At 41.5% G+C, this 25,087-nt stretch carries 22 protein-coding genes; 9 read left to right on the plus strand and 13 right to left on the minus strand.

Features of this window, described 5'->3' with window-relative positions:
• Positions 1-12: 12 nt before the first annotated feature.
• Complete coding sequence (gene pyk / locus PMI_RS11920) at positions 13-1,464, plus strand: pyruvate kinase (RefSeq protein ID WP_004245632.1); 1,452 nt, start codon at positions 13-15, stop codon at positions 1,462-1,464.
• A gap of 220 nt (positions 1,465-1,684) precedes the next feature.
• Positions 1,685-1,951 carry a DksA/TraR family C4-type zinc finger protein gene (locus tag PMI_RS11925; RefSeq protein ID WP_004249427.1) on the plus strand — a complete coding sequence of 89 codons (267 nt, stop codon included), beginning with the start codon at positions 1,685-1,687 and terminating at the stop codon, positions 1,949-1,951.
• An 86-nt stretch (positions 1,952-2,037) separates the two neighbouring features.
• On the opposite strand, the gene PMI_RS11930 is transcribed toward PMI_RS11925, so the two are convergent.
• From PMI_RS11930 to PMI_RS11985, 12 genes are all read right to left on the minus strand, one after another.
• On the minus strand, positions 2,038-3,774 hold the full coding sequence (locus PMI_RS11930) for a pyridoxal phosphate-dependent decarboxylase family protein (protein WP_012368345.1): 1,737 nt from the start codon (positions 3,772-3,774) through the stop codon (positions 2,038-2,040).
• Positions 3,775-4,574: 800 nt separating this feature from the next.
• Positions 4,575-5,888, minus strand: coding sequence for a CitMHS family transporter (locus PMI_RS11935; protein ID WP_004249424.1), 1,314 nt, complete (start codon positions 5,886-5,888; stop codon positions 4,575-4,577).
• Positions 5,889-6,132: 244 nt separating this feature from the next.
• Positions 6,133-6,849, minus strand: coding sequence for a purine-nucleoside phosphorylase (gene deoD, locus PMI_RS11940; protein WP_004249423.1), 717 nt, complete (start codon positions 6,847-6,849; stop codon positions 6,133-6,135).
• Between the two features lie 78 nt (positions 6,850-6,927).
• Positions 6,928-8,154 (minus strand): phosphopentomutase, encoded by a 1,227-nt coding sequence (gene deoB / locus PMI_RS11945; RefSeq protein ID WP_004245637.1) that lies wholly within the window; start codon positions 8,152-8,154, stop codon positions 6,928-6,930.
• 66 nt (positions 8,155-8,220) lie between these two features.
• A complete protein-coding gene (deoA, locus tag PMI_RS11950; RefSeq protein ID WP_004245639.1) occupies positions 8,221-9,543 on the minus strand; it encodes a thymidine phosphorylase in 1,323 nt (440 codons plus the stop codon).
• Between the two features lie 69 nt (positions 9,544-9,612).
• Positions 9,613-10,392: a deoxyribose-phosphate aldolase gene (deoC, locus tag PMI_RS11955; protein WP_004245640.1), complete on the minus strand. Its 780-nt coding sequence runs from the start codon at positions 10,390-10,392 to the stop codon at positions 9,613-9,615.
• Positions 10,393-10,915: 523 nt separating this feature from the next.
• Positions 10,916-12,217, minus strand: coding sequence for a NupC/NupG family nucleoside CNT transporter (locus tag PMI_RS11960; RefSeq protein WP_004250187.1), 1,302 nt, complete (start codon positions 12,215-12,217; stop codon positions 10,916-10,918).
• Positions 12,218-12,504: 287 nt separating this feature from the next.
• Complete coding sequence (locus PMI_RS11965; protein ID WP_004249416.1) at positions 12,505-13,287, minus strand: metal-dependent hydrolase; 783 nt, start codon at positions 13,285-13,287, stop codon at positions 12,505-12,507.
• The gene (locus tag PMI_RS11970) at positions 13,284-14,345 is read right to left on the minus strand and encodes a patatin-like phospholipase family protein (RefSeq protein WP_012368347.1); all 1,062 of its coding nucleotides are present in this window, start codon (positions 14,343-14,345) and stop codon (positions 13,284-13,286) included. Before PMI_RS11970 ends, PMI_RS11965 begins: the two co-directional genes overlap by 4 nt.
• 96 nt (positions 14,346-14,441) lie before the next feature.
• Positions 14,442-14,789: a BON domain-containing protein gene (locus PMI_RS11975; protein ID WP_012368348.1), complete on the minus strand. Its 348-nt coding sequence runs from the start codon at positions 14,787-14,789 to the stop codon at positions 14,442-14,444.
• A 408-nt stretch (positions 14,790-15,197) separates the two neighbouring features.
• On the minus strand, positions 15,198-16,787 hold the full coding sequence (gene prfC / locus PMI_RS11980; RefSeq protein WP_004249415.1) for a peptide chain release factor 3: 1,590 nt from the start codon (positions 16,785-16,787) through the stop codon (positions 15,198-15,200).
• A gap of 256 nt (positions 16,788-17,043) precedes the next feature.
• Positions 17,044-17,691, minus strand: a complete 648-nt coding sequence (locus tag PMI_RS11985) for a LexA family protein (protein WP_000854920.1) — start codon at positions 17,689-17,691, stop codon at positions 17,044-17,046.
• Between the two features lie 117 nt (positions 17,692-17,808).
• On the opposite strand from PMI_RS11985, the gene PMI_RS11990 reads away from it, so the two are divergent.
• Genes PMI_RS11990 through eexS form a run of 7 tightly spaced genes read left to right on the plus strand, consistent with a single transcriptional unit; the run spans position 17,809 to position 21,484 of the window.
• On the plus strand, positions 17,809-18,060 hold the full coding sequence (locus tag PMI_RS11990; protein ID WP_000451746.1) for a helix-turn-helix domain-containing protein: 252 nt from the start codon (positions 17,809-17,811) through the stop codon (positions 18,058-18,060).
• 55 nt (positions 18,061-18,115) lie between these two features.
• Positions 18,116-18,985 carry a hypothetical protein gene (locus tag PMI_RS11995; protein ID WP_012368349.1) on the plus strand — a complete coding sequence of 290 codons (870 nt, stop codon included), beginning with the start codon at positions 18,116-18,118 and terminating at the stop codon, positions 18,983-18,985.
• Positions 18,972-19,634 (plus strand): DUF6475 domain-containing protein, encoded by a 663-nt coding sequence (locus tag PMI_RS12000; protein WP_001158521.1) that lies wholly within the window; start codon positions 18,972-18,974, stop codon positions 19,632-19,634. Before PMI_RS11995 ends, PMI_RS12000 begins: the two co-directional genes overlap by 14 nt.
• Positions 19,621-20,169 carry a lytic transglycosylase domain-containing protein gene (locus tag PMI_RS12005; protein ID WP_012368350.1) on the plus strand — a complete coding sequence of 183 codons (549 nt, stop codon included), beginning with the start codon at positions 19,621-19,623 and terminating at the stop codon, positions 20,167-20,169. Before PMI_RS12000 ends, PMI_RS12005 begins: the two co-directional genes overlap by 14 nt.
• Positions 20,166-20,465: a flagellar transcriptional regulator FlhD gene (locus tag PMI_RS12010; protein WP_000210563.1), complete on the plus strand. Its 300-nt coding sequence runs from the start codon at positions 20,166-20,168 to the stop codon at positions 20,463-20,465. Before PMI_RS12005 ends, PMI_RS12010 begins: the two co-directional genes overlap by 4 nt.
• Entirely contained in the window at positions 20,462-20,995 is a 534-nt protein-coding gene (locus PMI_RS12015) for a FlhC family transcriptional regulator (RefSeq protein WP_000566753.1), read from the plus strand. The genes PMI_RS12010 and PMI_RS12015 overlap by 4 nt, the downstream gene beginning before the upstream one ends.
• Positions 20,996-21,052: 57 nt before the next feature.
• Positions 21,053-21,484 (plus strand): entry exclusion protein EexS, encoded by a 432-nt coding sequence (gene eexS, locus PMI_RS12020; protein ID WP_012368351.1) that lies wholly within the window; start codon positions 21,053-21,055, stop codon positions 21,482-21,484.
• A 32-nt stretch (positions 21,485-21,516) separates the two neighbouring features.
• Here eexS and PMI_RS12025 read toward each other — a convergent pair whose 3' ends face one another.
• The gene (locus PMI_RS12025; RefSeq protein ID WP_012368352.1) at positions 21,517-25,086 is read right to left on the minus strand and encodes a conjugal transfer protein TraG N-terminal domain-containing protein; all 3,570 of its coding nucleotides are present in this window, start codon (positions 25,084-25,086) and stop codon (positions 21,517-21,519) included.
• Position 25,087 lies beyond the last annotated feature (1 nt).

The following is a 25,087-nucleotide window of genomic DNA, read 5'->3' on the forward strand; positions in this document are numbered from 1 at the left end:
GAGAATGTCACTATGCGTAAGACAAAAATTGTTGCGACTCTTGGCCCTGCTAGTTGCTCAGAACAGATGATTGAAAAACTGATTTTAGCTGGCGCTAATGTATTTCGTTTAAATTTTTCACATGGTACTCGCGAACAGCATCAGTCCACAGCCGCAACTATCCGTCAGGTCGCAAAAAAACATCGTGTATTTATCGGCATTTTAGCTGATCTGCAAGGCCCTAAGATCCGTATAGCGAGTTTTAAAAATAATGCTATTCAATTAACACAAGGGGATAGTTTTATCCTCAATGCAGATTTAGACAGCACACAAGGCGATGAACAACAAGTGGGGTTAGATTACCCACAACTTGTACAAGAAGTCACACCAGGGAATATTCTGTTACTTGACGACGGTAATATCCAATTAAAAGTCCGTGCAGTAAATAATAATAATATTGAGACAGTGGTCACTGTCGGTGGAAAATTATCTAACCGTAAGGGAATTAATTTACTCGGCGGCGGTTTATCCGCACCAGCCTTAACGGACAAAGATAAGCAAGACATACACACAGCAGCCGCTATTCAAGCAGATTATATAGCCGTTTCTTTCCCTCGTAATGGTGCAGATATTGAATATGCCCGTCGTTTAATTGTTGCTGCTGGCAGTCAGGCAAAAATTGTTGCCAAAGTAGAGCGTGCAGAAGTCGTTTCATGTCAAGCCAATATGGATGACATTATTCAAGCATCGGATGTCATTATGGTAGCGCGAGGGGACTTGGCGGTTGAAATTGGCGATGCCTGTCTTCCTGGTGCACAAAAACAGTTAATTGCTCGTTGCCGTGCTCTAGGCTGCCCGGTTATTACAGCCACCCAAATGATGGAGTCCATGATTGAAAATCCCATGCCTACCCGTGCGGAGGTGATGGATATCGCTAATGCAGTAGGTGATGGCACAGATGCGGTGATGCTTTCTGCAGAAACAGCTGCAGGTAAATATCCTGAAGAAGCCGTTCGTGCAATGGCTCGTGTTGCAGAAGGTGCAGAGCGCTCTTTTGCCGCCAATGCCGAAAACCCATGGCAATCCCCTTCTTACTATTCACAAACAGGCCGTTGGATTGCTTTAGCGGCGACCACAGCAGCTTTTCATAATGATAAACATCTGAGCGTTGCTGCTTTAACTGACAATGGTCAATCAGTCACGCTTCTATCGCGCTTTATGCCAAATAACAATATCTATGCATTAACAGATAACCCTGCACTTGCTGGTCAGTTGACTGTATTACGTGGTGTAACGCCTGTCACTTATCAACGTCAAAATAATAATGATGGTGATGAAAACATCATGCAAAAACTGCAAACAGAAGGATTATTAACAGATATTCATTCACTCTTAATCACCCGTTTATCGACCTTTGAAAAAACCGGTGAAAGTGACTGTTGTCATCTGGTTCCGGTAAAACAAGTTACAACAGCTTTAACTTAATTGTCTGTTATCAAATAGCTTATGAGAGAGGCAACCTGAAGAGGCCAATAACAAGAAAAACAGTATAGCCAATTATTTTAGCCACATGGAACGTGGCTATTTTTCTTTTTAATGCACCTAACCATCATTATCTATTAAAAAATAGTGCTCCTAGCTGTTGTTTTTTTCGACAGCATCCCAATATTAATTCCTATATTCACTGTATTAATAGGAGAATATGATGGCAAGTGGATGGGCAAATGATAGTGCTGTTCAAGAACAAATTGATGCCACTATTGATGATGCCATTGCAAGAGCGCGTAACCAAATGACTCAGGGAGAAAGTGCTGAGTTTTGTGATGAGTGTGGTGAAGCAATTCCATTAGCTCGGCAAAAAGCGATTCGAGGGGTTCGCTATTGTATTAACTGCCAAGAAGCGATAGATAAAAAATATAATACCTTTAGTGGCTATAATCGCCGTGGTAGTAAAGATAGCCAACTCAGATAATGAGCACACTTCTTATACAAAAAACTGTACCTTATGTAAGCTTACTCAATCAAGGTACAGTTTATTTTATTCAATCAACTCACGAGTTAAATTTTGCTGACTTTCTTAGCACTTAAACTATGGCTCATTTCAGTAATTATCTTTAAGAAATTATCAATATGGGAACGTTCCGTATTCGGGTTCATAAAGACAGCTTTTTCCCCCGGAATATAAACATAGCGATTATTTTTTGCATACTTAGAGCAAGCAATAGAATCAACCCAGTTGGTAAATAATCCCTTTTTACCCCGTTGTAAGAATAATTTTCTATGCCATTGTGCATTATGTACCATAAAGTCATAGGCTTCTTTATCTGTCGCACAGGTTGATTCTAGATCAAAGGCAACATTAGGATCAGAGACTAAGTTTGGATCATATAATTTAAACCCAACACTTGGGCCTTGGTTTTGAGGCACTATGACTTTGGCATTCCCCATAGCAAGTAATTGATGGCGCATATAGTTCGCGTTTTGTAGGCAATGGGCAATGATGGTTTGATAGCCTTCAATCCCCATATAATGCATTGCAGAATAAGCCCCAAAAATACCAACCCCACTACGTGTACATTCAATAGTTGATTGTAAATGGGTTTGACCTTCTAATTCATGTTCAAAGTAAGTGAAGTTTTCCGGATCATTTTCAAGGGCAACAAAGTCATTACCATTTTTCACTAACACTAAACTTGAGGTATAAGGTACATATCCCCACTTATGGAAATCGATAGTAATTGAATCAGCATATTTTAGATGTTTAAATTTCGCCACATTTTGGCGTAAACCTTCTAAAGTAATATCGTTGATAGCCAGAGGGTTGCTATTAAAATCATAATCTAAGAAGAAAATAATTGGCCAACCTACTGCTGCATCGACGTGAATATGTGGTTTAACCGCGATTTCAAATTCTTCACACAGACGATCTCTTAATTCGCAAACGCCTTTAACATCATCAACGCCAAAGGTGTCCGTCGTCCCTGTCGTCAGCATAATAGTTGGTACTTTACACTTAACAGTAAAACAAGCTCTTAATTCACGCTCTAAGTGTTCTAAATTAATCGTATTATCTTCGGACACCTTAATGCGGATAGTCTTGTTATTAACATCAACCCCTAATAGCGCCAAGTTGGTCATATTAGAATAATGACCCCCTTGAGAGTTAATAATACGATAATCCTGATCGGCTGCCATGCCTAAATGTTTAGAATTAGGCATTGATTTACGTAAACCAAATAGATAACCATATAAGTTACACATGGTGCCACCCTGGGTGAAAACCCCAGAGGCAACTTCGGGATCGTACCCTACTAATTTAGCTACTTTTTTAATGGTGACTTTTTCTAAAACATCAGCAACACCAGAGTATTCACAATAAACCATATTAGGATTGCCCATTAATCCTAATATTGAGCCATAAACACCCGGATCGCTTGGCATCGCAATGACATTTTCAACCGCTAATGGATTTTCCCAGTTTTTGCATAACGTCGACACTAACATGAGTAACTCGTTAGGATCATTCTCTGGATAATTAATATGTTGCTGGATCTGCCCATCAGCCATTAAACGGTCAAATAACGCCTGCCCATTCTCATAACGCTGTAATTGATCCTTATCATTCGTCATGGTCTTTCTAAACTGTGTAATAGACTGAATGGTTTTATCCTGAAATATCGGCCAATACTGCGGATCACGGCTGAAAAAGTGAGCAATAACATCACGGTACTTCTTCTCAAATTCAGCATTTAGAATGTTAGCAGAAGATAAACCCAACAAATCTTGATTTTTCACTATATTCTCCAAATAAAAACCGACAATAGCTTAAATAAACTGAATAGCAATACTATACATTTTCTTATTAAAATAGTTAGTGATCTATATATAACAGTTGTTATTTAAATAGTTAACTAATAATTTATTTTATTTAAAACATATCAATAAGATAGGGATAAATGGCAAGCTATATTGACAGTCATCGCACTCCTACCCTTGCTTTTATGTGACTGACATCACAATAAAAACAGGCTCACTATTAGCATTATCGTCGGAATTAACTGTAATAATTTGATATATAATGAAAAAATATTAAAACCAAATAACTTATTGAAATTATTAGAATAGATATTTAATTAAATTAATTAATCTATTTTTAATGAAATTAATGCAATTAAAATTGCATTTAATGTAACTACAACACTCAAAATAAGAACAAAAAACCATATTATGCTTTATTGATAGATAATTTATTTTTTACTTAACTTTTATGTGACATTAAATATTAAAATAATAGTTAATGATGCTAAAGAGGCTTAATAAAAACAATCAAGTCAATAACATTAGTTATTTATACTAAAAATAATTAAAAAATTAGCATAAGTTAAAAACTTAATATATTAAACTGTTAGGTCAAATAGTATTGCTAAGCGATGATAACGAACTTTACCAATAAACTAATAATAATGATGATACAGCTGAAATAGCTGATAGAAGATTGAGTAGGAAAATCAAATTGAGATGGGGATTAATACATAAAGCGGGAAAAGTACTCCTTCCCGCTTTATTAATTAGAATTCGACCTTAATGTACAAAAATTAAAACAGTCCCAATAATGTGCCAACACCTAGGGTAAAGAAGCTAAATAGCCAAATCCAACCAAATGAGTAACGTAAATGTTTACCCATATCAGTGCCAGCAAGCCCCATAGCAAGCCAAGCGGCTGGTGAGAATGGACTTACAAAGGTTCCGGCATTATTACCTATGGCCATAGCATACACAACATCAGCAACATGGACACCACCACTAGCAGTGACCTCCTGCACAATAGGCAATAGTGCAAAATAATAAGCATCAGTGCTGGTAAAGATATCCATGGGAACACCTAATATACCTACAACAATATGCAAATTATCGACCCAATGAGAAGGTAATACTGCTGCTAAATCAAGGGCAATAGCTTCCAGCATCTTCCCATTAGACATGATGCCTAAAAAAGCACCTGCCGCTAAAATAATTGCTACCATAGAGAGTGCTTGAGGAGCATGATGATTAATTATCGCTATTTGATCTTTTGGCTTAGGATAGTTGATCACTAGAGCGGCTGATAATGCAACCATAAAAATATAAGGTGCCGAAAATAATCCTAAGGCTAAACACGTAATTGAGCCGATAATTAACAGAAGGTTGATCCAAAATTTTTGTGGTTTTTCTGTTCCTGTTTCTGGCTGATCTTCATCAAATTGTCTTAATAAAGAATCTTGCTCATAAGGCGTAGTCCCTTTTAGTTTTGCTTTAGCAATACGTTTGGTTTCTCGCACCCCCATAACCGCGGCAAAAAGCATCGAGCCAAAAATACCAATTATCTGTACTGGGATGATCTTTTGCCACAATTCCGCAGCCGAAATACCGGTTACAGCCGAGGCTCTACCTAAAGGCCCTCCCCAAGGTACCATATTCATCACCCCCATACTGGTGCACATAATTAGCAACATAAGATAAGGGCTCATACCTAAACGGCGATATAGCGGTAAAAAAGCAGGAATAATAATTAAGAATGTCGCCGCACCCGAACCATCTAAATGTACAACAGCCGCGACTAACGCTGTGACAATACACACTATAATGACATTGCCACGGGTGATACTGATCATCATACGGATCAGAGGGTTAAAAATATGCAGATCTTTCATTATGCTAAAAAAAAGTATCGCAAATAAAAACATCGTTGCGACACTACTCACCTTTTTAATACCTAATTCAAAAAAAGTAGATATTTCAGTAAATGAATAACCTGCGACAAGCGCACCAATTAATGGTATGACCGACATTGCAATAATTGGGCTTGTTTTCCCCATCATTAGTAATGTCACAATAGAAATAATAATGAGTAATCCGATAATCGTTAGCACATGAGGATCCTTGTAGTCGTTATTATATTTGCACTTTATGTTACAAAAATGATAACCACTCATGTAAAAACAGTTTCAATGATGTGAAGTTAATCACCGATTATTTTCTATATAAATATACTTAGTAAAAATCCTAATTATATTAAATAAAGTTAAAAATCAAATGAATAAAAAGAAAAATAGACATAAAAAAACCCAATGCAACATTGGGTTTCAATTCAATTTAAGCAACGAAATGTATCAATTAGTCTTCTAATAACAGAACAGATTCTAATGCAATTTCAATCATTTCATTAAAGGTAGTTTGGCGCTCTTCTGAGGTTGTTTGTGTACCTTTCTTAATGTGATCAGAAACAGTACAAATTGTCAGGGCACGTGCACCATATTCCGCAGCTACACCATAAATACCTGCTGCTTCCATTTCAACACCTAAGATGCCGTATTTTTCCATCACATCAAACATTTCTGGATCAGGCGAGTAGAAAAGATCCGCTGAGAAAATATTACCCACACGAACTTTAATATCTTTTGCTTTCGCAGCAGAGACAGCATTTTGTACTAATTCAAAATCAGCAATAGCCGCAAAATCTTGGTCTTTAAAGCGTAAGCGGTTAACTTTAGAATCTGTACATGCTCCCATACCGATCACAACATCACGTAATTCAACATCTGGTAATACCGCACCACATGAACCCACGCGAATAATCACTTTTACACCAAAATCAGTAATTAGCTCTTTAGCATAAATTGAGCAGGAAGGAATACCCATACCGTGGCCCATTACAGAAATTTTACGGCCTTTATACGTACCAGTAAAACCTAACATGCCACGAACATTATTTACTTGACGTACGTCTTGTAAAAAAGTTTCAGCAATGTATTTAGCACGAAGCGGGTCGCCCGGCATTAAAACGACATCAGCAAAATCGCCCATTTCTGCGTTAATATGAGGGGTAGCCATAATTCTTCCTTTTAATATTGATCTTTCACTATTCAAATATAATTCGGTAGACATATTGCTATGCCTACCGAAGTAAAATTAAAACATTGCTTTACCGTATTCTACTGGTGATAAACCGAAGTATTTCACAACAGTTTGTCCGATATCAGCAAAAGTTTCACGGTGACCTAATGAACCTGGTTTAACTTTTGGCCCATAAACCAGAACCGGAATGTGTTCACGGGTGTGATCTGAACCTTGCCAAGTTGGGTCACAACCATGGTCTGCGGTTAGGATCAAAATATCATCTTCTTTCACTAATTCCATCAGCTCAGGTAAGCGACGGTCGAATAATTCGAGTGCTTCACCATAACCGACAACATCACGACGGTGACCATAAGATGAGTCGAAATCAACAAAGTTAGTGAAAACGATAGTGTTATCACCTGCTAATTTCATCTCTTCAATCGTTGCATCGAACAGAGCATCAATACCTGTTGCTTTCACTTTCTTAGTAATACCTACATTTGCATAGATATCAGCAATTTTACCGATAGAGACAACGTGGCCTTGTTTTTCATCAACCAGTTTTTTCAACATAGTTGGTGCTGGTGGCTCAACAGCTAAATCATGACGATTACCTGTACGTGAGAAATTGCCTGGTTTGTCGCCAATAAATGGACGAGCAATGACACGACCGATGTTGTAATCACCTTTGTTTAGTTCATCACGAGCAATTTCACATAGCTCATATAATTTATCTAAACCGAAGGTCTCTTCATGACAAGCAATTTGGAAAACGGAGTCAGCAGAAGTATAGAAAATAGGTTTCCCAGTTTTCATATGCTCTTCACCCAGTTCATCCAGAATAACCGTACCAGAAGCGTGACAGTTACCTAAATAACCCGGCAAATTGGCACGTTTAACAATGTTGTCTAGCAACTCTTGAGGGAAAGAGTTTTTCAAATCTTTAAAGTATCCCCAATCAAATAATACAGGGACACCCGCGATTTCCCAGTGGCCTGACGGTGTATCTTTACCAGAAGAGATCTCACTCGCGTAGCCATAAGCACCAATAATTTCCGCATCTTTGTCTAAACCAACAGGGAATTTACCTGTTGATTCTTCAGCCGCTTTACCTAAACCTAAACGGCAAAGATTAGGTAGGTGAAGAGGACCTTTACGACCATCTTTATCCGCTTTACCTTCTGCAAATGCTTGTGCGATATGTCCTAAAGTGTCTGCGCCTTGGTCACCGAATTTCTCCGCATCACCAGCAGCACCGATACCAAAGGAATCTAATACCATGATATGTACACGTTTCATAATTCTCTCTCCTGTGTCATTTTCCGTAGACCACGGATATGTCACTTATAAATCATCATTGAGTTCTTATTCGCTGACTTGGCGATACACCATTGGTGACGTTTCACGTTTTGTCTCACCAATTACCATCGCTTTACGGACTTCTGCCGCAGCTTCTTGCCATGATTTTTCACTATTGGCATGGATCATCGCGAGTGGTGTATCTGTATTGATTTCTGTTCCTAGTGCCGCGATTTCACTTAATCCAACACTGTAATCAATAGCATCAGTTGCTTTACGGCGACCACCGCCTAAAGTCACAACTGACATACCTAAAGCACGGGTATCCATTTCTGTGACAAAACCGGCTTTCTCAGCAAATACAGGCTTACTTAATACCGCCGTTGGCAGGTATTTATTGTAGTTTTCAACAAAATCTGTAGGACCATTTTGGGCTGCAACCATACGAGCAAAGACTTCCGCTGCTTTACCGTTATCCAGTACATCTTGCAGTTTTTGGCGAGCTTGTTGACGTGAGTCAGCTAAACGACCTGACACTAACATTTCTACACACAGTGCCATCGTAACTTCAAATAAGCGTGGATTACGGTATTCACCCGTTAAGAATTGTACTGCTTCACGGACTTCTACTGCATTACCTGCACTTGATGCTAATACTTCATTCATATCAGTCAGTAGTGCTGTAGTTTGGCATCCGGCGCCATTTGCTACTTGTACAATTGATTCTGCTAGCTCTTCCGATTTCTGATATGTTGGCATAAAGGCACCTGAGCCAACTTTAACGTCCATCACTAATGCATCCAAACCTTCAGCTAATTTTTTACCTAAAATAGATGCAGTGATAAGCGGAATTGAATCAACGGTAGCAGTAATATCACGTGTAGCGTAAAAGCGTTTATCAGCAGGTGCTAATGAATTGGTTTGCCCAATAATTGCTACACCAACATGACGAATAATATCGCGGAATTTTTCATCATCAGGGAAAATATCAAAGCCGGGAATAGCCTCAAGCTTATCAAGAGTTCCACCAGTATGACCTAATCCACGACCAGAAATCATCGGAACATAACCACCACAAGCAGCGACCATTGGCCCTAACATCAGTGATGTAACATCGCCAACACCGCCTGTTGAGTGTTTATCAACAATAGGACCATTTAAGTTTAGACTCTTCCAGTTTAGTACAGTACCGGAATCACGCATGGCTAATGTCAAAGCCACACGTTCAGGCATGGTCATATCATGAAAATAAATTGTCATTGCAAGTGCTGCAATTTGACCTTCAGAAACAGTATTATCTCTGACGCCATTAATGAAAAAACGGATCTCTTCTTCAGTTAAAGGATGACCATCACGCTTTTTACGAATAATTTCTTGGGCAAGAAACACTGCAACCTCCTGGTGTTATAGCATTGATAACGCCCACCCATTGTAGGGTAGGCATACTTCATAAATGAATTAATAACCACTAGACGATTTTTGTTCGCCATGACCGAGTGTGGCTAATAAATTACCTAACAGACTTGATGCACCAAAACGGAAGTGGCGAGCATCAACCCAGTTATCGCCCATAATACGGTTTGCTAATGCAAGGTATTGCGCAGCTTCTTCAGCTGTACGTACCCCACCCGCTGGTTTAAAACCAACTTCTTTGCCAACACCCATATCGTGGATCACTTGAAGCATTAATTCAGCGCTTTCCAGTGTTGCATTAACAGGCACTTTACCTGTGGATGTTTTGATAAAATCAGCACCTGCTTTAATTGAGATTTCAGATGCTTTACGAATGAGCGCAGGATCTTTCAACTCACCCGTTTCAATAATAACTTTCAGTAAAGCACCCGCTTTAGCGCAAGCGTCTTTACATGCTTTAACGATATCAAAACCGATTTGTTCATTACCTGCCATTAATGCGCGGTAAGGAAAAACAACATCAACCTCATCAGCACCATAAGCTAATGCTGCATTAGTTTCAGCTAATGCGATATCTAAATCATCATTACCATGAGGGAAGTTAGTTACGGTTGCAATACGAATTTCTGGTGTTCCCTGTTCACGTAATACTTTACGAGCCAGTGGAATAAAGCGTGGGTAGATACAGATTGCGGCTGTATTACCTTCTGGGCTTTTCGCCTGATGACATAGTTTTGTCACTTTTTCATCAGTGTCGTCATCATTTAAGGTGGTTAAATCCATCAAAGACAGCGCAAGGCGCGCTGCAGCGGTTAAATCTGTCATAAAACTCTCCAACGATGTTTCTCAAGCCCTCTATGGGCATACGCTTTAAGGTTAGCGATTAATTTTGTTGGCGAGCGGACTTGGTTCCTTGAAGATGTGGTTGTAACAAGTGCTACAACGACAGCTGAGCTCCCTCTCACCGCGCTATGCTCACTTCGGCGACCCGTCATTGAGCTTTCGCCATTCCATGAAGTTTCAGCACATCTTATTTGAACACGCTAGAGAACAATTAGATGTGCTTTCTGTCACAATAATAAAATGAAACTTGCAACTAAAGACATTAAATTGTGATCAGAATCACAAAAATTTTATTTTCTGGTTTAATGTTACTCGAATAAAGTCAGTAAGTCGTCTTTATAACGTAAAAACTTTTACTTTTAATGAAATGACTCATTAATTGGCTAACTTCTCTACAAGTTGCGAAGTAACTCACATATATATAAAGGTAGTTAACATTACAACAGAAAACAAACAAAAAGAGCAGATAAGCAATTACCTATCTGCTCTGTAAATACTTTCTTATTTAAGCAGCAACCACAGCCATTGCGGTTAATGCAAAAAAGAAGCCGGCGATGGTTGCACTCATTAAGTTAGAGAGTGTACCCGCCAAAACAGCTTTCATACCTAAGCGTGCGACATCTTTACGACGGTTTGGTGCCATTCCCCCTAAACCACCCAGTAATACCGCAACAGAGGAAAGGTTAGCAAATCCACACAGCGCAAAAGAGATAATCACTTTTGTTTGTTCAGACAAGGCCATTAAGCCTGCTGCTGCTAATTGTGATTCATCTTGCAGATATTTACTAAACTCCGAGTAAGCATAGAATTCGTTGATCACCAGTTTTTGACCAATAAAAGAGCCAGCAATGGTTGCCTCACTCCAAGGCACACCAATTAAGAAGGCGATTGGTGCAAATACCCAGCCTAAGATTAATTCTAGCGAGAAGTCTTCATAACCGAACCAGCCACCAATTCCGCCAAGAATACCATTAATTAAGGCAATTAATGCGACAAAAGCGAGTAGCATTGCACCTACGTTTAACGCAAGTTGTAATCCTGAAGAAGCCCCTGATGCCGCAGCATCAATAATATTAGCGGGTTTTTCTTCATCACTTAAGTTATCAAAAGCATCTTTTTGATCATCAGGTGTTTCTGTTTCAGGAACCAAGAGTTTTGCGAAGAGTAAACCACCTGGTGCCGCCATAAATGAAGCGGTGATCAAATACTCCAATGGCACACCCATACTTGCATAACCTGCCAGTACCGAACCTGCCACTGATGCTAATCCACCACACATCACCGCAAAAAGTTCTGAGGTTGTCATTCTAGCAATATAGGGGCGAACCACCAGTGGTGCTTCTGTTTGTCCAACGAAGATATTGGCTGTTGCAGACATTGATTCAGTACGAGAAGTGCCTAATACTTTTTGTAATCCGCCACCTAAAATCTTGATGACAAATTGCATGATACCTAAGTAATAAAGTACTGCTATCAATGAAGAGAAGAACACAATAACAGGTAAAACACGCAAAGCAAAAACAAAGCCACCGCTGCCAAATAGCTCAAACATTTTGTCGGAAACTAAGCCAGCAAAAAGGAAGCTCATGCCGTTTTCACCATAATCGATGACATTTTTAACGGCATCAGAAATAGCCAATAACACTTTACGGCCACTTTCTGAATAAAGTACAAATGCGCCTAAACCAATTTGAATAAGGAATGCGCCACCGACCGTGCGTAATTTAATTGCACGTCGGTTGCTGGAGAAAAGAATGGCTATCAATATCAATGTGGCCATTCCGACCAAGCTCATAATGAGGTGCATTGAAGGATCCCTGTTCATATAAAAATTTAATGGATTATCAATAAGCTTGTTACTAAGTTTATTGACTCTTTTTTTGCCAGATAATTATACCTAGTCCCAGAAAAGAACCCTCTATATCCATCACAATTAGCATCTTAAAAAAGTAACATAAAAGTCACAAATGAGATCTAAATCACACTAAAAAGCAAAAAACGCACTTAATGGATAAAGTTTATTTGGAAAAGTGGTTAGCAGTTTAATAAAAAACGGTAATACGAATGGCAGAGTAATTACTAATTTACTTAAAACTAGGCATCATCTGTTAACTGAAATAATTGTAGACTATTCAGGTAAAGTTGGTTTGCAATAACCTCTGCTGACTCTTGACGCAATTCACAAAGAGAAGAAAAAACAGCGAGAATTCGCTCAGGGCGGTTAGGCTCGCCTTGAAAACCACTTACAGGCATATCAGGCGCATCCGTTTCTAATAACAAGCGCTCTAAGGGTAGAGAGGCAATTGCACGACGTGTTTTTTGTGCACGTGGATAAGTGATAGTGCCCCCTACCCCAATAAAATAGCCTTGTTGAACAAAACGTTCTGCTTGTTGCAGACTGCCGGAAAAACCATGGATCACACCTTTACGAGGAACTGAATAACGGCGCAAAATAGCACTTAGATTATCATGAGTTTTACGTGAATGAAGGATCACTGGTAAATCAAATTCTATCGCCAATTTAAGTTGTGCTATTAAAAATTGTTGCTGTTTTTCCGGATGTGGATTTGTCATATAGTTATCCAAACCCATCTCCCCCATTGCAACACAACGTGGCGTCGTTTTTAGGCGTGTTTTAAGTTCAATCAAGTGCTGCTCTGTATGCGCTTCAATATATAAAGGATGCAAACCTAGTGCACAATATAGTGCATTGTTATAACGAGACAATTCCGTTACCGCGTCCCAATTCCACTGAGCAACCGCAGGAATAATAATTTTTTTTACCTGAGCCTGTTGTGCTAAAGCAAGGCTATTCTCAAGGTCGTGATAAAAGACGGGAAAATCAAAATGACAATGCGTATCAATAAATCGACTCATTCTTGAACACTCCTTACTTCAGGGTGCACACTCCGAGTTCTTTTTTGAATGATTTCGGCATCTTCCGCTTTATCTGCTTTTGCTTCATTTTCAAATAGGCTAAATATTTTTTTATCGTGTTGCTGAAATTTTTTCTTAGAGAAGTGTTGACCAATAGTGGCTAGAAAATAGCGCCCACAGCGTCTACCAACATGATAATCATGATTTAATGCACTTAAACGGCTTCCTAATGCACTAGATTGTAGTGTTGTTGGTGGATATATTTCAATGATAACGGCATCTTCAGGTGGAGATTGGATAAATCTTAGTGTGTCAGTATAAGTTTCAATATGGACTTGAGCCATATTGAGAAAGCGTTGAAAACGGCCATTCTCAAACCATTTTCCCATTTTATCCACCCACTCGGTGGTATATTGATATTCAGACGGTACTGTTCGTATAACGACAATTGTACGACAACCACGACGATAAGCCTCTTTTACTGGGATCGCATCACTAATACCGCCATCATGGTAAACAACATCTTGAAATAAAACACCATTGCGATAAAACGCGGGGATCGCACTGGAGGCTTTCACAATATCAAGCCATGTGCTTTTTTCTGGTTGAAAATAATTTGCCTTAAAATTGTCGGAGCGACTTGCCACCATATAAAACTCGCGACCACTATCGAAACGACGTAATGCTTTAGGCATATTTAAAGGCATTTCTTTCGAAGTGGTTTCTATATACCAGTCAAGATCGAGTAAATTCCCCCCACGAACAAAGCGAATCGGATTAAAGAATTGGTTATTGGTGGTATAACGGTTAATGACTCTGCGGGCGTAACCCCTTTGTCCACAAGCAAAAGCAGATAAGTTTTGCGCCCCCGCGGATACCCCTAGGAGTAGATCAAAAGGATCAAATTGAGAGCGCATAAATTCATCAAGAACACCGGCAGTAAAGATGCCCCGCTGTCCACCGCCTTCGCAAACTAATGCAACTTTGCCTTGTGGTAAGGATGATTGAAATTCAAGTGCAGTAATATTATTTAATGTAACCGGTATATACTTCCCCATAGAGTCTCCTTAATACAACCTTATAAGGATACTCGCACCTGTTTTCAAGGTCATTCTTTTTAATCACTAATTAAAATAAATTAAGTCGCTATTAAGTTAGCCTTGAATATTCACTGATGATTCAACGCTTTTTACACCATCAATTTTTTCAATGATCTGAATGATTTGTTTTTCCTGCTCTGCATTTTTAACAAAGCCGGCAACTGTGACATGACCAAATTCAGTACGAATTGAAAGTGATCCACTGTCAATGGAGGGGTTAGGTAATAGTGTTTCTTCGATTTTTTTCGATATTGCCGTATCGCTTAATTCATTGTTAACATTACTGGTAGTTTTATCAATTTCGTTATACCACGATGTCTCCGCAATAGTTGATGTACTTATCATTGTCACTGTCATACCCGTGACTAGCGCTAATACTAATTTTATTTTTTGTTGATTCATTGCTTCCCCCTGCTCATAAATTAATCATGACAGGAAATGTGTGTATTTTTTATCAAATTATTAACAAGTACTTCAGTTACACTACTAAGTTATGAGTAGCAAATAAAGTAATAAATAGTAAATAAAGATAACTTTTTGTAATTTTAATCTGAAAAATAGCCATTTATATGTAAAAAGTTTTTATTTTATTTATACAATGAGTATAAAAATATCATTATTAGGATAGCAAAGAATAGAAAGAGTAATAGCTGATTAAAGGGTAGTTTTTATTAGAATATCGACGGAATATAAATAGTATAGATAAGATTATTGAGTAAATCTAAACAGATACTGGGGTTGATTTTACAATACATCATTGTGAAAAAAGCCATAAAAAATATGGCTTTTTATATGATTTATAACAGAAAATTAGTGTTCACGCGTTTGATGGAACTCAATATCAGGATAGCGTTCACGGGTTAAATTTAAGTTAACCATCGTTGGTGCAATATAAGTTAAGTTATCACCACCATCTAATGCCAGATGTTGCTCATTTTTACGCTTAAATTCTTCGAGTTTCTTTTCGTTACTACATTCAACCCAACGAGCCGTCGATACATTCACTGATTCATAAATGGCTTCAACGTTATACTCACCTTTTAAGCGTGCAACCACGACATCAAACTGTAGCACCCCAACTGCGCCAACAATTAAATCATTATTAGCTAGGGGTCTAAACACCTGTACCGCACCTTCTTCAGATAATTGCACCAGACCTTTTAACAATTGTTTTTGTTTTAGCGGATCACGCAGACGAATACGGCGGAATAATTCCGGAGCGAAGTTAGGAATACCGGTGAATTTTAACATTTCACCTTGAGTAAAAGTATCACCAATTTGAATGGTACCGTGATTATGCAGGCCAATAATATCACCAGGATAAGCATGCTCAACATGAGAACGATCCCCTGCCATAAAGGTCAATGCATCTGAAATCACCACATCTTTTTTCGTGCGTACTTGGTGCAGTTTCATCCCTTTATCATACATGCCTGACACCACCCGTAAAAAAGCAACACGGTCGCGGTGTTTGGGATCCATATTAGCTTGAATTTTAAAGACAAAACCCGTGAATGTCTCTTCAGCCGCTGTCACTTCTCGCATATCAGTTTGACGAGGCATTGGCGCTGGCGCCCACTTCACCAAACCATCAAGCATGTGATTAACACCAAAGTTACCTAATGCGGTACCAAAGAAAACCGGAGTCAATTCACCCGCTAAGAAAGCTTCATGATCAAACTCATGTGATGCACCTAACACCAACTCTAGCTCATCACGTAATTGAACGGCTAAATCATCACCAATCGCTTCATCTAACTCAGGATTATCCAACCCTTTGATTACTCGTGAGTTTTGGATAGTATGACCTTGGCCTGTTTGATAAAGATAGGTTTCATCTCTTAAGATATGGTAAACCCCTTTAAACAGTTTTCCACAGCCAATCGGCCAAGTAACAGGACTACAGGCAATTTTTAGCTCAGTTTCAACTTCGTCCATTAATTCCATCGGATCACGAATATCACGATCCAATTTATTCATAAAGGTCAAAATTGGCGTATCACGTAATCGAGTCACTTCCATTAATTTACGGGTACGATCTTCGACCCCTTTTGAAGAGTCAATGACCATTAAACAACAGTCAACGGCAGTTAAAGTACGATAAGTATCTTCAGAGAAGTCTTCGTGCCCTGGGGTATCAAGTAAGTTAACTAGACAATCAGCGTAAGGAAACTGCATAACAGAAGTGGTAATGGAGATACCACGTTGTTTTTCCATTTCCATCCAGTCTGATTTAGCATGCTGATTTGAGCCACGCCCTTTTACTGTTCCTGCACGTTGGATAGCTTGTCCGAATAACAACACTTTTTCAGTGATGGTTGTTTTACCCGCATCGGGGTGGGAGATGATAGCAAAGGTCCTTCGCTTATTGATTTCATTAAGAAAATCTTGGTTTGCCATGTATAAATTCTTTTAGTTTGTACACGGATTTGTACACACTTTTGGAAGTACTCTCTTTTCAGTTCTTCGCTTGTCAAATCCGTCGTGTTAATCGTAATTGGCCGCTATTTTCGCTGATCTTGACTTTATAAACAATCAATGGTTATCTAATCGGTTACCATTTACTCTCAGCGTGCGCCAATGCTCAGTTGTAGCTGTTTGCAATCGTTGCTTCTTCAGCTCATGAACAACTGTGGCTAAACCACAAATTCCTTCGCTACCAGAAATCGATGATAGCTTGTCGTACTACACCGATGATGGTGCAGTTGCCGTTGATCGGTATTGCAGGGTATTGCGGGTTCAAAGGTTTTAGGTACTTCTGTTCACCATCAATAACTAACTGCTTAAAGGTTGCTTCTTTCGAATCATCCAAACGCGCAACAACCAATGAACCTGAAGAGTAAGGTAACTCAGGATCAACAACGATCACTGCCCCCTCAGGTATGGATTTTTTTCCGCTTGGATTTTCCATACTGTCGCCTTTTACGCGAAGTGCGAAACAACCCTCATGTGCTTTCCCAGTGACTTCACGCCACTCCTCAGCATCTTCATGGGCAAATCCCTCCGCTATTTCAGTCCAATCACCGGCCTGAACCCAGTTAATGAGAGGAATTCTTCCCTTAATATCAGGCCCGACTTCTACATTACCGACCCCCAAGCCAATCTCGCCATCACCTGTGGCGAGCCAATGAGCATTCACGCGAAGCGCCTCCGCGATCTGCATGGTGTAACGAGACCTAGCCGATTTACCAGAGCAAATCTGGCTGATCGACTGCTGTTTGATACCAATGCGACGAGCCAACTCAGACTGAGTTACCCCAGTAAGCTGCAAGGCATGGTTTAGTCGTTCGGATAAAGTTTTCATAAGCCCGCATTCTACAAATAAAACTGTAGTCTTTCAACAATTTTAACTGTTGACTTATCTACAGTTTAAACTGTAACATTCAATCTTGTAACAGTTATTATTGTAACAGGAGACGGTATGGAAGTGTTCAACACGACACAAAAACATCTCCGCCGTGCCATTGACTTGGTCGGCGGGCAATCAGCATTAGCACGAGCCATCAACTCAAAACAGCAAAACGTCTGGTTTTGGTTGAATAAATCAGGGCGTGTTCCCGCTGAATTCGTTTTACCCATCGAACAAGCTACGCAAGGACAGGTAACCCGATCCCAGTTAAGACCGGACATCTATCCCGAATGCCCAAGCGAGCTGAAAGCCAGTAACCAGTAGGATTAAGGGCAAATAATGGTCAGCATTTTACGTAAACACAAAAGCGAGTTCCTCCATGCGTGATTATGGCAAGGTCTATACCCGCTTTTGGCTAAAGCAAAACGTTTTGTCCTGGAGTGACTCAGCTAAGTTGCTAGGACTGTATTTGCTTACATGCCCACATTGTAATTTGCTTGGCTGCTTTCGATTGCCGATTGGTTACGTTGCTTCTGACTTGAACTGGGAAGAGCAACAGGTTGCCAAGGCTCTAAATGAGTTAGAACAAGATCAGTTCCTCATTCGTTGCGAGGAATCCGGTTGGACTTTGATTCGGAGCTTTCTGAAGCACAACCCAATCGAAAACCCTAACCAAGGTAAGGCAGCCTTTCGGTTGCTTAAAGATGTACCTGCCGACTTCGTTGGTATGGCATCGCTTTTGAAATCTCTTGCCGCTTTTCAAGCTCGGCTTCCAGAAGAATTTTCATCATTGTTTATGCCTGATGGCAACCCGGTAAGGGACTCTCAACGGTCGGATGACTCTGAGAGAAGCAATAAGCCAACAGTTAAAACTGTTAACCAGATACAGTTCGAAGACTTCTGGGATGTACAAATACGCAAAGAAAAAAAAGCGAAAGCCAAAGAAGAATGGCTTCGCATGGGCCTCAATGAAGACCATGAACTCGCCTTGGAAGTGCTAACACGCTGGAAAGAGCAACGAGACAACCGATTGCAGTATCAAGATCGGACTAAGACCCCTATGCCACATAACTGGCTTTTAAACCGGCAATGGGAAGACGAGTACGTTCGCATTGATGAAGTACAGCAATCATCGACGAGCCTAAAGGGCAGCAATCACCAATTGAATATTGAAGAAAGCAATCGCCGCATCGCCGAAAGCTGGGCCGGACCAGGTATTCGGGAGGTTCGTTCAAGTGCAGGAGGTTGATAAACGCGAGTTTGCTGAGGTTTGGGGAGCCGCTTGGGCCATGTATGGCAAAAGCGTATCACCGCAATTGCTATCCATCGCATTTGAAGCCCTTCGTGCTTATAGCATTGAAGAAGTGCGAATCGGTCTGACTCGGCATATTCAATCACCGGATACTGGGCAATTTTTTCCAAAGCCCGCTGACGTCATCAAGCATATCGACGGCAACTCGGGCTCAAGAGCCATGGTTGCTTGGAACAAAGTTGACAAGGCTGTTCGTCAGGTTGGCGCTTGGACATCAGTGATGTTTGACGATGCGCTTATCCACCGCGTGATTTCAGATATGGGTGGATGGGTTGAACTCTGCAAGGTTGATGACAGGGAATACCCCTTTAAGCAAAAAGAGTTTTTAACACGCTACCAGGCTTACTTGCTGCGGGACGAAGTGGGTGAATACCCAAGGCTATTACAGGGTATTGCAGACCATCAGAACCAGCAAAAAGGATTTGATATGCAAGCGCCTGTTGCCGTGGGCGACTGGTCAAAAGCGGCACAAGTTTACACGAGAGGCATCGCCAACTTTAGCGCAGTGCCTTTAAAAAGAATAAGCCCGAAAGCCATTCAGGCGCTTCTCGGAAATCAATTAGAGGACAAAAATGAAAACGATTAAAGCAAAAACCATTGCACTAGCGATAGCCATGTCCGCAAGCACTTCAGTCTATGCTTTTCCGGGCTATCAGTGGGAAAAAGCAGCACAAAGCGTTGGTATTGATCCAGTCATGCTCTACGCCGTTGCCTTGGCTGAGTCCGCCTCACATCGCGGTCTCAACATGACCAGTCCATGGCCATACGCAATTCGCAATGGTTCAAATGCAACCTACGCCAAATCTCAGACAGAAGCGGAGCAACTGTTAAACCAAGCACTGCAAGAGAGTGAAAAATACCAGCTCGATATTGGCCTAATGCAAATCAATTTGCATTGGCACGGACATCGGGTGAGCTCAGCGGCGGAACTGCTAGACCCCATCACCAACCTTACCGTCGGCTCCAGTATTTTGGCCGAAGCAATCAAGTCTTCACCTAACGATTTAGAGCTTGGCATAGGCCGCTATCACAGTTGGAACGAAGAGCGTGCACGCTGGTATGGGCAAAGAGTGCTTTCTATTTATCGCAATATTTTACATGAACTGGAGGTCCGTCAATGACAACCAATCAACAAGACTTCTATCAATTAAACTTGGCGTACCTGCACGCAGCACGGGAATTGGCGCGCATTGATCCGCAAGAGGCTGTCTTGCGCTTTGGACTTACACGCGATGTGGTTGATGCTCTGATTAATGCTGGTGTTGACGACCTGCAACGAGTAGCGACCTCATCATTCATGCTGTTTCAACCAAGGGGTAACCAAAGCCAACTGATTGAGATGGTGAAGAGCAAAGGCACAGGTATCCCAAGAATCGCTTATTTATTATCAACCCTAAACAACAAGGGGGATGCATGATTGATAACCTGTCCAAAAGTGAGCTGTTTACCCGAGCCTCGCTACTTATTAAATACGGATTTAGGACAACCATTATCGCGCTCGATACTGGTTTGCCAATCCACATTATCAGAAGGCTTCACAAAGAAGTGACTGGCAAGTCACCTTGCCCTGGTCAATTGCCAGAATCTGATGCCATTGTTAAAAGCAGAAGAGCCTTAGTTGAAGGCTCCCTGCTGATGGCGCTTTATGTCAATATTGGTGGTGATAATGTCTACAAGCAATTAAATATTGATGCTTTGATGAAGGCTTACGATGCGTACTTGGTTGCAAGGGAAGAAGCAGATCTTCCAGCTGAAATCCCCTGGAAAAAACTAACCATCAATGAAGGTTGGGTTCTAGCTCGTGATTTAAGATCACAGCTTGCATCCTTACACCGGTGTCGGTGCGGCAGTCTGTATTTGACGGTATCACAACAGCGCATTCAGCTTAAATGCCCTGTGTGTGAGATTATGGCCGAGCAAACCACTAGAGCACTTTTTGAGAACTAACATGCTGATGCATGATTTGATTGTGCACCGCCCGTGCACTTTGAGAGTACTAAGAAGATGACAAACTTACTTAAATCTTTAACAGCACGCTGCTGGTTTATATCACTGGGGCTTTTTCTGGCGACTTTGGCTGCGGCTCATTTCTTTCCATCAGAAATATTAACGGCATCTGCCAAGTTAGCGGCTTTGCCATTTCTGTTCTGCACCGTCGTTTTTTTCAGCTACTTGGGATTCAAAGCGACCTGTAATCCCATCGGACTTATAGCCATAATCACTATGCTTGTAGCAATCGCATATTGGCAAGCGAGTTGGACAATTGTTGGTTTGGGACTCTTTTTCTTAGCTATTTGTACTGGAATTAGATTCTTGAGTAGCCAAGTTAAAGATTCGGGTAGAACTTTGAGCATTGAAGAAAAATGGTATTGGTATAAGCTCCATTCGTTTTTTGATGGCTTTTATCCAAGGTATCCCAAAAAGCCAAAAAAATAGCCAGCCAACCACAAGCTGGCTACCTTCTATTTTCAGTTCCTTCCTGATGCCTGATTATAGGCCCTAATATCGATCAAGTTGTTCTGAGCATAATCTCCCGCAAGCGATGCATTTGAGATCACCGCTATCTGCTTATCCACAAATGCTTTATCTTCTTCGGACACACTGTCAGGAATGTAAGCGCCACTCTCATCCTTTTGACGATACTCATTTAGCATTTGCTCCCTTAGACCTAGCATTTCAGGCGACCAACTCGATGAGTCTTCAGAGTTGAATACGCGCCCCGCCAAACCTTCATTGAAAGCTTGAGCAAACACTTGACTTTGAATCGGGGTCAATCCCATTCTCTGCCCTTCGCTGTATGCTTCCTGTTTAAAATCATCGGCGTACTGTTCTAAGAACTCACCGTATCGATTGTTAACTGCCGCACCGAATGCCCCCGCCAACATGGCTTCAGACTTAGTGCCCCAGTTTACTTCGGAGGCATACTGCGAACTCGATCCACTGTATGCATCATTAAACGCCGTCAAAGGATTTTCCAAAGAGGTTCCGGCATCAACGGCTGCTTTTAACCCATCCCATGTTGATTTGCTGGCCACAGTTGCATTGTGCAAGAAACCTCGTGAGCCAGGTTCTGCAAGGGCTTGCTCCTTGTAACTCTCATAGTCTTCGCCAAAATGATTCAAGGTATGCAATGCTGCATCAGTATGCTTGCCACTGAAATCACCAATAGCACTGGCGCTGTTGAAGAACATTTCAGCACCAGAGACTCCGCTATCATCAGCCATAATGCGAGATCGCCACTGAGAGCCAGCTTCACTGTTTAGTCCAGATTGATAGGTACTTGTGTCAGAAGCTACGGCCTGCTGGGCTTGTTGCTGATGCGCATTCAGCTGTCCATCTACACCAGAAAGATTGGTTTGGTAAGCAGATTGAGCCGAATTGAACTGCGTTTGAACTGTTGCAGCATCCTCATAGCCTCCCAGAACACCGGATTCAACTTGGCTTTGAGTGCCACCAAAAGTAGGTGCCGTTGATGACAAGCCTTCATTAGAGCGTGGCTGAATAGATCGTAAATCGGCTCCGGTAGCCATGGCCATAACAGTCATTGCTGCTTGATAGTCATTGTCTCGTTCAGCGGGCGTAGAGGAGTTGCTATAGGTTAAAGACTCCATAGCTGCGGCCACATACGCCTGATTATCATCAGGTAGCAAGCGCTGATACATTGGAAGGTTTTCACGTAATCGGTTACCTGCTTCAACATGCTGGTTCATATAGCGACCTAAATAATCCATGACTTCAGGATTATCCGCTGCTAATCGAGTTAACGTCGCACCATCCGTGTTCCTTTGTCCTGATAGACTGTAGCTGGCCTGATCAAGCTCACTAAAGCGGTTTGATGCCGTGATAACGTCTTGTGCTGAACTCTGAAGTGACTGATAGTCTTGATTAGACAACGACATCTCAACGCCAGAGCGTCTTGAATCTGAAAGGTCCTTAACCATCGCATCGCGAAACTCAGCACGTCGTGAATCACTCGATGCCAAGCTTTGCATCTCCCCAGTGAGCGTATTTGCGGTCGTAGACCGAGAACTGCCTTCTGACGACTCAACTTGGCCACTAAAGTTACCACCTAGATCCAACCCAGCTCGTACCCTTGATAGTTTTGGTACACGAGATGAATCTGGCTTATCAACTCCAGGCAAATTACCTTGTGGAGAATCATTGCCTCCCGTTCCAAGAAGCCTCCCAAGAAAACCCTTATCGGCAACTTCTTTCTCACCGGGATTAGTAATGGTTCCATCGCCACCAACCCTAAGGCCTCCCGATAACACGCCCGATACCAAGCCACGTACAGCGTCTTTTTTATCGTCTCCGAAACCATACCGTGTTTGCAGGTCATCAGTAACCTGATTAACAACGGCGCTAGATGCGGAATTAGAAGAACCGATCTGACGTCCAACCGAAGAAAGGTTGTCGTAACTTAGCTTTTCACCAAAGGTTCGACTCATGGTATTGCCAACCTGACGGCTAAAGGCTTGAGTTGCCTGAGTCATGGATTCTTTTGCAGAGCCGACCATTGAACCCACTGCGTTTCCGACAGAGAAACTGCTTAGTAGGTTTGACGCGCCGGTCATAGCAGAACCAGTGAGGGCTGAATTTTGGAACATTGACTGTGATTGCATCACCGGGGCATTTTTCGCGACATCTGGACTTGCCATCTTTTCATCAATTGCATCACCGTTTTGAAGACGTCCAGCCAAGTGGGTAGCGGTTATTGCTGAGCCATACACGAGCATGAGCGAAATCGCCGGAACACTCGACGCCAACATGCCGCCAGTAGCTATCCAGGTTTGCAGCACTGAATCCATCTGCATCATCCCAGCAAAAGATGGCACTTCTGTACCTGCAAAGGCATCAAGAGCCGACATTTTCCCAGCTACAGTTAAATGGATATATAGGTTAATGATGGCCATGACAGGCATCCAAAGTTGAATCCAAAGCAGGATTAACAAGTACTTCCCGGCCATTCGCATCCCGATTTGGCCAAGGGCAATCACAAAGGCCATCAATGGGGTGATGGCGTAAATGAAACCCTCAAAAAACGTCATCATCGGACGAACGATACTTTGGAACAGGGTCTGCTCCGCCGCCCATTGCGTATTGCGCTGCTCAATCGCTTGGTTAACCATCACGGCGGCGGTGAAAGCTTGATCATCCATATACTTGCCCGTCACGCTTTGCTCATAAATAGGCAAAAGCACCGACGCGGTCATGTACTCTTGGGTGTTAACCGAGGCCAAACCAAGATTATTCAGTGCATTTCGGATCACGTCATCAGTGTCCGTTGCTGACGAAGTCCCCAATGAGGCCGACAGAACCTGTTTAAGCCTTGGAATGAAGGTTGATTCTGTCATGAGTTTCAGTTGGCTGTAGGCATCGGTGCAGTCCAGATCGCTACTGCTACCACTGAGCATGATGCGTGTGCCATAAATACGCGAATCAAACCTAATCGCAGTCATTGGGTTGGGGTCACTCAGCACCTGATCGAGGTTCTTTTGGCCAATGTCGATACCAATCAAGGTGCACTCTTTGATGTAGTTAAACCACGATTGCTCGATGTCCGAACCGGCGACACGATTTGCATCACCCAACCCAGAGCGATCCATCACCTGTTTTCTCACTTTAATCAGTGACTGTAAACTGGATGCAAAGCCGTATTCCGTCATGGCGGGAGTTGAGAACGCCGTTTCAAACAATCGCGTGATTTGAAAGCCAACAGTCGAAATCGTACTGCCTGCGGCAGCAACACCGATGGGCACATTATCAACCACTCGAACTTGTCCCGTGTACGCATCCTCAATGCTCACTCGGGTACTGGGTCCAAACATGGTTGCAAAGACTAGCCATGAGACTAAAACGTGTTGAAAGTTAATCCCACGACCGCCTTGCATTAAGGCCTGAACAGAGACCATCAATACCCCAATGAGCAAGCCAATGCGAACCATTGAAGTAAAATCGCCTGTACCAGTGATCATCGCGACAGCGTTCAGGACCTGCTCTAAAAAAGCCGAATCCCCGATGGAATAGATTTCCCACATG

Origin of the sequence: Proteus mirabilis HI4320, assembly GCF_000069965.1 — a bacterium.
Taxonomy (GTDB): Bacteria; Pseudomonadota; Gammaproteobacteria; order Enterobacterales; family Enterobacteriaceae; genus Proteus; species Proteus mirabilis.